Origin of the sequence: Bacillus sp. AY2-1, from assembly GCF_008368965.1 — a bacterium.
GTDB classification, from domain to species: domain Bacteria; phylum Bacillota; class Bacilli; order Bacillales; family Bacillaceae_G; genus Bacillus_A; species Bacillus_A thuringiensis_S.
On sequence record NZ_QPEL01000198.1, the window covers coordinates 1 to 8,510 of the forward strand.

An 8,510-nucleotide genomic window follows, 5' to 3' on the forward strand; every position below is an offset into this window, starting at 1 on the left:
TCCTTGTATTATACAAGAAATACCCTATAGAATAGACTTTTTTCAAGTGTCTATTCTATAGGGTACATTTTATTTTCATTTACTTCCTTTTTCCATATCATTGTGAATATAGGTATGCTTTTTCCTTTAGGAATTTTATTCCCTTTATTTAGTAAGGTTTTTCAAAAAACAAAATGGATGTTAATTATCTCAATTATAGCAAGTTTATTGATTGAAATTCTTGAATTTACACTGCAACGAGGAAGTATGGAACTAGCAGATTTACTTCATAATACTTTAGGCATGATGCTAGGATATTCTTTGTTAAACATAGTTCTTATATTTTTGAAAAAAAATGAAACAGATACAAAAATAATCAAATATTTATATCTGCCCATTACAGTAAGTTTCGTCGCACTCGGAATAATGATTTCGTATCAAATGAAGGAATTTGGAAATATGCCTATTGATCCTATTACAAAAAATGATATGTCTCAAGTTACTATAAAAACATCAATAGAGTTAAAAGATGAAGGGGAAAAAATGCCTGTTTACAAATATTATGGTACAAAAAAATCACATGTTCGAGATGTTGAAATTCTTTCTCCAAAGGAAGCATTTCAAAAACTGAAACAAGGAGAATTTGATCCTATAGGATCTTTCAAAGCAGGTGATACATTATTCATCACAAAATATAATATAGATTACTATACTGATACAAAAGGTTTCTCACAGCCTATATATGTTTTTGAAGTCGACTTAAATGGTAGGGATAGTTGGTTTCAACCTATTTCTGCAAAGAAATAACGTAAATTAGGTTTTGTTGCAAAGTTTTTTAAGAAATAAACAGAGATCTGAATGTATGAAGAAATATTATGAAGAGCATGAGGATTGGTATGGAAATGAGACGGAAGCAGTTAAGCAACGATATGAGTGGTTAGAAGAAACTTGCCGACTTGAAATGAAATCGTTTGAAGAATTGCAATATAAACGAATTACTGGAACGGATGGAGAAAAAAGATTCATTAATGACTTTGGTGATTATTTTAAACATTATGGTATAGAAACTTATGATATGGCTTGGGTAGAAAAAGAATGTGTAAACGTGGCGTTCTTCTTCATTTTAGATGAAGCTAAACAGTATCAAAAATATTATGCTCATAACCTTGTGAAATCAAGAATCTATACCTATTTGGTTAGATACGACAATAGAGGAGACTTCACTCATTTCCGTGATTTGTTATTGAAAATGGGACAAGAGTTAAATAAAGAAACAGTAACTTTATAACAAAATAGTTATTTCAATTGAAAAGAGCACCATTTGCCCTAACAGTGCTCTTTGAGCAAGAACTATACTTTGTATTTTTTACAGTCCGTATAAATATATGGAAGTTAAAAATAAAGAGTATCTTGTACAGCTCTCCTTATACCTAATTATAAATGTTTATGCTCAATCTTAGATTTCTTGCTTGGAGGAATAAAATCATCTTGAACAAAGTTTATATAAATAATCCTGCAAATCATTGCAATATAAAACACTGCACCAAAGAAGATAAAAATGTATTTAAATGTCTTGTTCATATTGGTACCGTCCTAAAAGGAACTAATTTGGATTTTAATATTGTATGTAAAAAGGGTGCGTTTATACAAGAGAAAGGTAGCTAGCAAAAATAAACCATAATCTTTACATGAATAAAAGAAGCCCTGTTTATCAACGGGGCTTCTAAGGGTAAATGTCAAGTAATGACGTACTCGACTAATTAACCATATCATGAATTTTTTGGTAGAAACACTGGTAAATTCGTCCAAATAGGTGAGGGCATGATTTGAAATTAAAAATATAAACCTTTGCCCACTGGCTGAACAGTTTCGAGCACAGTATCAACCATTTCTTCATTAATTAGGGTTCTTATAATCCAAGCTGAGAGGTCTTGTGCAGCAAAGCAACCTGCAGCAGTCGAAATATTGCCTTCGTTTACGAAACTTTGTTCAATAACGTCTACATCAAATTCTTTAAGTTGTTCTACTACGGATGGATATGTAGTTGCTTTTTTGCCAGTTAATAATTTTTTAGCTCCTAGTAGTAGTGAGCCAGAACACATAGAGCCTATTAATTGTTTTTGAGGATCTACACGAATGTTATTAAGATATTGTTGATTTTTATATAAATCTTGTACACCCTTACCACTTGCAAATACTACAGCTTCAGCAGAAGGGATATCGGATATGCTTCCTGTCATGGGTATACGTAAACCAGACATGGATACATGAGTTTTTTTTGTTCCTAATAATTGGACCTCCCAATCAGAAATACCACCAACTAGACGTACACGATTTAATAAATCCCATGGTAAAAAAACATCGATATCAGTGAAATTATCGAAACAAACTATTGAAATTTTCATTCTCTAACCCTCCAAAAAAATAAATTGTTTGAAGAATTTAAATTATAACACTTTCAAGTGTGATTAGTGAGGTTTAAATTTTTTCATTAACTATAGTAGATAGGAAAAAGTGTATAGGATTGTAGAGAACCATCACAAAAATTTCATTTTGTATTAAGTTGGAACATAAAAAGAGAACTTAGTAAAGTGCTCTCATGACGAGACCCATTTTATAACGACTATTTTATAAAGAAAGGAACTCAGGATATTATATGTGCGCCAGTCAATTGAGTATCTTGTATAAATAAAGAGCAGCTAGCAAAAGCTAACTGCTCATATAAGGAAATCGGAGAAAGATAACCATGTTTCTACATCATTGACGAAATATTGAGTTTTATTCATAAAGAACTACGATTAACTTAGTGCATAGCCCACAATCAAGGTTAGTATTAAAAACAATGATAATAACAATGTTAAGTAGAACTGTTACTATGCTTCTAAGCATTGATATCCAATTGTACACTATATAAAACAGTAAAATAAATATCCGATCCCTTATCGTACAAGGAATCGGATATTTTGTGTCTAAATTATGTCCAAACGTACAATTTTTTTGATATGGTGACCCCATCGCTAGCAACTTAAGAAACAAATTCGTCCCCAAAACGATAAAATTAAACGTTTGTACTATAAAAAATATAGAATTTCTGTTTAGGGGATACTTTAAAATCTTAGCTTAATGGGTATGTGGTGCTACTCTATGTCCCAAAATTTATCTTCTATTACGTCAAAAAGAATATCATCTAAATTACCACCACCTGCTAATTCCCATTTCAAAAACCTTGTGCCTTCGGGTAAACTTGCAGTGCTAAATAACTGATCTGGATATATAGTTGTCACCAATTGTCTGTTTTTGATATTCATGTTCATAGCCCCTTTTCCGAATACACATCAATTAATAAAATATATATTTTTTAGAGGTATTTAGATATTGATAAAGTCTACAAAAAATTTATTATTGGTAACTGTAAAAACATAAAGAGTGTCTTGGGAATTAATTTTCAATTTGAAATTTTTTAATTATTTATAAAGGTATACATTTAAGGGAATTACTTATATTCCAAAAAATTAAGGATTATCATGTTCTTTTTAAAGTATTGGTATATCCAGTTTTAGGTGATTAGTTACAGGTACCTGGAAATTTTCTTGGTAGAATATAATGTGTTAATATTTTGACATTTTTATGTGTTTTATACGTCTTATTATAATAAATGTATTAAAATCTTTCTTTTTCTCATACATTCATTTGATTATTCTTCTTATCAATTGAATCAAAACATATCCACTATCTTATATAAATGAGTATTTTCATGTTAAATTGTGTAAATATGTGTAGATAGATAATATAAATATATAAGTAATAGATATTACTTATATATTTTAATTATCTAGAAATATAGCGGAGGGATAGTATGAAAAGGGGACAAAAACAAAATACAAAAAATTTAGTTATGATAACTGCTACATTATCTATGTTTGTTACTGGAATAACGCCTTCATTAGGAGTCTTTGCGGAGGAACAAGCACAGCAACAGAAAATGTCTACGGTGTTAGCAAATAAAAGTATCATTGAAAGCAGAGTATTTACAGTACCGGGGAAAGGGGATGTTGAGGCACTGAAACAACAGGAAAGAAAAAGTTACACCTTCAGTCCATATGAGCCTACTGGTTTATATGCAAAGCCAAATGAACAAATAACAATTACGGTAGAAGGAGATCAAAATATTGAAGTATATATTGGAACATATTCGTATGATGGTTCTTGGAGGGAAGACCCTAAAGTTAAATCCTTTACATTAAAGCCTGGTTCAAACACCATAGAATCTCCTAATGGTGGAATGATTTATTTTTATAATAAACAACAAGGTGGTACCATTCGAACAACAGTCACAACAGGTGGAACGACTACGCCTTTCTTTGAACTAGGAAAGCATACGAAACAAGATTTAATAAACATGCTGGACCAATATCCGAATGCACATGCAGTAGAGTTAAAAGGGGAGCGCGTATTAATAACCGCTAGTCCCGCTCGTGTAAAAAAATATTTGATAGGTTCTAATACAGATCCTGCCCAATTATTAAAAAAAATGGATGAAGCTACTAGAATTCAAGATAAAATATCCGGTTTATCTGAAGAACAAGTAGATAAGCATTATATTCATTATGTGGAAGACAATCATTCTCTTGGTTATTATATGTATGTGTATCCAAATAGAACTGCATATGTGGAAGATGCAATTCAATATGTATTGGATATCAATAAATATACAAAGGATGGGTGGGGACCTTGGCATGAGGCGGGGCATATGAGACAACAAAGCCCTTGGAATTTTTATAATATGGCAGAGGTCCAAGTTAACTTATATAGTCTTGCTGTAGAAAAAGCATTTACATCTAATCAACCTATTAGATTACAACAAGAGGGCGCTTATACTAAGGCATTTCAATATTTAGAACAACCTAATAAAAATTATGATGAAATTAATGACCTTTTTGTTAAAGTTGTAATGCTTTGGCAATTACAACTAGCGTATGGAGAAGACTTCTATCCTAAGTTGCATCAGCTGTATAGAGACATGCCTTCAAATGAGATTCCACAAACTGATGAAACGAAGAAACAATTATTTATGATTACAGCATCAAAGGCAGCAAAACAAAATTTAATTCCGTTTTTTGAGAAATGGGGATTACGCCCAAATAATGATACACTTCAAAAAGTAGAGGCACTAGGTTATCCAAACTTAACCGCTGAAATTTGGAAAAGTACAGATTCTAATCCAGTTAAGCCAGATGCGCCGAATTTTTCGAATATTTTAGAAGGAAACCAGTTTGCCTGGTCGTTGAAAGGGATTGGAGATTTTGAGTTCGCAAAAGTGAATTTAAATAAAGCAACAGAAGAAATACAAATTGATTTAAAAGCAGGTATACCACATAACTACTTTGATAGTACATATGCAAATATTAAAGTACAAAATGCATCAGGAAAAGTAGTATACAATAAAGTCATTTATGGAAACAAACAACAAAATGCTGAATCGCAAAAAGTTCCAGTCAAAGTAAGCGATTATATTGAATTAACACATCTAGAAGGTGTGCATAGAGCTACTATTACAAATGTGGAAAAAAACATCCAAGAAAGTTTTGGGAACAAAGCGGTGTATGAGATTACAAAAGAGGGATTGAAGAAAGTAGATAAAATTGTTAATCCGGAACCAGATACAGAAGTTCCCACACAGCCACAAGGATTATCCGCAAGCAACGTTACTTCTAACAGTGTAGAGCTAAAATGGAATCCTTCTACAGATAATGTAGGTGTAAAAGAATATCAGGTATTACGTGATGGACAACTAATTCAGACGGTACAAGGAACGACGTTTATTGATCAAAATCTAATAGTTAATAAGGAATATAAATATGCAGTGAAAGCTGTAGATGCAGCTGGAAATACATCAATTCAAAGTAACATTCTCCCGATAAAAACAAAAGATCAAAATGTATCTTATGAAAAATGGAATCCAAAGAAGGCATATACAAAGGGCGATAAAGTGGAACATCAAGGGGCAGTGTATGAAGCGGTTCAAAATCATCAAGGAAATGGTGACCCAAATTGGATATTTGCGTTATCTTTATGGAAACCACTTACAATCAAATAACATGTAAGAATCAGATGTGAAGATAGAAAAACATAAAATGGGGGCAGTATTTTAAAGATTTACTGGATGTTGCTTGAATTTTAATAGATTTCTCTACTAAGTTATTATTCAATAATAAAAATTAGAAAAGGATGTAGATTAGTGATTAGTCAGAAAATGAAGAAAAGATTTAATAAAGTTATTATAATGACCGCAGCATGTAGCATGTTTTCTATGTTTGGAACGTCTATTTCGCATACTAAAGCTGCAACACATTCAGCTGCTCCAGCAGTTTATGTGAGTCCCCAAAATATATCTGCCTCAGATATTATTAGTATAGACTGGTCACCAGTTCAGACTCCACCTTATACGTACTGGGCTGTACACAACTGGAATGCAGGTGGTGAAGCTGGAGGATATGCTGGTTTTCAACAACAAAGTGGGTTTGATGAAAATGGAAAACGTACTTTACATTTTGCCTTATGGGATCCAATTTCCTCTAAAGAAGCAATAAAGGCCGAATACTTATCTCCGAATTCGCAAGCTGGACCCTTTGGAGGAGAAGGAACAGGAATGAAGGTTCAAACAACTTATGGTTGGAAAGACTACAATTGGTACAGAATGACAATGCGTTCATGGCAAGAAAATGGTCATACTAAATTTGGACAATGGATGAAAGATGTAACAAAGAATAAATGGCATCAAATTGCAATTATGGACTTTCCGGTTGCTAATGTTGCATTTAATCATGGATTAGGAATGTTTCAAGAAGACTGGGCTGATAGTGGACAGAATGTTCGAGAAGCGCGCCTAAAAAATGGTTATAGCCGAAAATTAGTTGATAAACAATGGAGTTCTTGGAATAATCAAAGCATTTCTGGAACGCATGATAATACTTATCAATATGATGGAGGAGCTACTTCAGAATATGTATGGGTCAAAGCAGGAGGTAATACGCAGTCTACTATTGGGTCAGGAAAAATATTCACGCTAAATCAACCTACTCAACCTGAAATAGGAAAACTAGATTTTGATATCCAATCTATATATTATGAAAACGAAAAATTAAATGTATCTTGGAAACTAAAAGAAAATAGTACACCGCAATTTAAGGGAAAAATTGAAATTTATAACAATGAAAATATGACGGGCCAACCTATTAACGTAATTGATGATATTAAATCTTATCAAAATGGAATCAGTCAATCTATATCATTACCAACAAATGCTTATGCAAAAATTGTATTAACGGATATATTTGATCAAACTGTTGAGAAAAAGGTACAAATCAAAAATGAATCTCCAAACATTTTTGAAGGTAATGAATTTGCATGGTCGCTGAAAGGGATTGGAGATTTTGAATTTGCGAAAGTAAATTTAAATAAATCAACAGAAGAAATGCAAATAGATCTAAAAGCAGGTGTACCACATGACTACTTTGATAGTACATATGCAAGTATTAAAGTGCAAAACACATCAGGTAAAGTGGTCTATAACAAAGAGATTTATGGAAACAAACAGCAAAATGCTGAATCACAAAAAGTTCCAGTCAAAGTAGGCGATTATTTAGAGTTTACACATCTAGAAGGTGTACATAGAGCTACTCTTACAAATGTAGATAATAGTAAACAAGAGAGCTTTGGAAAAAAAGCCATATATGAAGTTACAAAGGAAGGTCTGAAGAAAGTAGAAAAAATGCCAGAAGTAACAATTTTAGAAGGAAACAAGTTTGCATGGTCATTAAAAGGATATAGTGATAGAGAAATTGCAAAAGTAGATTATGATAAAACGGTAGAAGAGATGAAGGTAAAACTAGAAGCAGGTGTACCACATTCCTATTTTGCTAGTACATATGCGAGTATTAAGGTCCAGAATTCTTCTGGTAACGTTCTGTACAATAAGGAAATCGTGGGAAATAAACAACAAAATGCTGAAAGCCAAACTGTGTCCATCAAGGTAGGGGATTACATTGAATTTACCCATATAGAAGGAGAAGCAACAAAGGAAAAAACGCGAGCAACTTTAATTAACCTTGAAAATAACAAAAATGAAACCATTGGAAAAACAGCAAGATATCAAGTTACAAAAGAAGGCTTGAAGAAAGTAGAGAAAATGCCAGAAACAACGGTTTTAGATGGAAATCAATTCGCTTGGTCATTAAAGGGATATAATGATCGAGAAATCGCGAAAATAGAATATAACAAAGCAACAGAAAAAATGCAGATTAAATTAGAAGCGGGTATCCCCCATTCTTATTTTACTAATACGTATGCAAGCATTAAAGTCCAGAATTCATCCGGTAATATTTTGTACAATAAAGACATTATAGGAAATAGACAACAATCTGCCAAACCGTTTCAGTCAAAGTAGGGGATTGTATTGAGTTTACTCATATAGAGGGAGAAGCACAAAAGGAAAAGACACGCGCCACACTTACTAATCTTGAGAATAGTAA

General features: G+C 32.3%; 4 protein-coding genes and 2 pseudogenes. 4 read left to right on the plus strand and 2 right to left on the minus strand.

The features are described 5' to 3' along the window. Positions 1-69 precede the first annotated feature (69 nt). Positions 70-786: pseudogene (locus DN403_RS28425) on the plus strand (VanZ family protein); the annotation flags it as partial. Positions 787-841: 55 nt separating this feature from the next. Beyond that, positions 842-1,267, plus strand: coding sequence for a hypothetical protein (locus DN403_RS28430; RefSeq protein ID WP_149186008.1), 426 nt, complete (start codon positions 842-844; stop codon positions 1,265-1,267). Positions 1,268-1,811: 544 nt separating this feature from the next. On the opposite strand, the gene DN403_RS28440 is transcribed toward DN403_RS28430, so the two are convergent. Both DN403_RS28440 and DN403_RS31440 read right to left on the minus strand, forming a co-directional pair. Further along, on the minus strand, positions 1,812-2,384 hold the full coding sequence (locus DN403_RS28440; RefSeq protein ID WP_149186010.1) for a DJ-1/PfpI family protein: 573 nt from the start codon (positions 2,382-2,384) through the stop codon (positions 1,812-1,814). Positions 2,385-3,116: 732 nt separating this feature from the next. Beyond that, positions 3,117-3,287, minus strand: a complete 171-nt coding sequence (locus tag DN403_RS31440; RefSeq protein ID WP_170951622.1) for a hypothetical protein — start codon at positions 3,285-3,287, stop codon at positions 3,117-3,119. A gap of 548 nt (positions 3,288-3,835) precedes the next feature. Between DN403_RS31440 and DN403_RS28445 the strand changes: the two genes are divergently transcribed. After that, the gene (locus DN403_RS28445) at positions 3,836-6,076 is read left to right on the plus strand and encodes a M60 family metallopeptidase (RefSeq protein ID WP_149186011.1); all 2,241 of its coding nucleotides are present in this window, start codon (positions 3,836-3,838) and stop codon (positions 6,074-6,076) included. A 141-nt stretch (positions 6,077-6,217) separates the two neighbouring features. Continuing rightward, positions 6,218-8,510 (plus strand): annotated as a pseudogene (locus tag DN403_RS28450) (putative mucin/carbohydrate-binding domain-containing protein); the annotation flags it as partial.

Excerpts from the sequence above, each read along its gene's own strand:
- DN403_RS28430 (WP_149186008.1), top strand. The coding sequence starts at position 842 with ATGAAGAAATATTATGAAGAGCATGAGGATTGGTATGGAAATGAGACG.
- DN403_RS28440 (WP_149186010.1), bottom strand. The coding sequence starts at position 2,384 with ATGAAAATTTCAATAGTTTGTTTCGATAATTTCACTGATATCGATGTT.
- DN403_RS31440 (WP_170951622.1), bottom strand. The coding sequence starts at position 3,287 with ATGAATATCAAAAACAGACAATTGGTGACAACTATATATCCAGATCAG.
- DN403_RS28445 (WP_149186011.1), top strand. The coding sequence starts at position 3,836 with ATGAAAAGGGGACAAAAACAAAATACAAAAAATTTAGTTATGATAACT.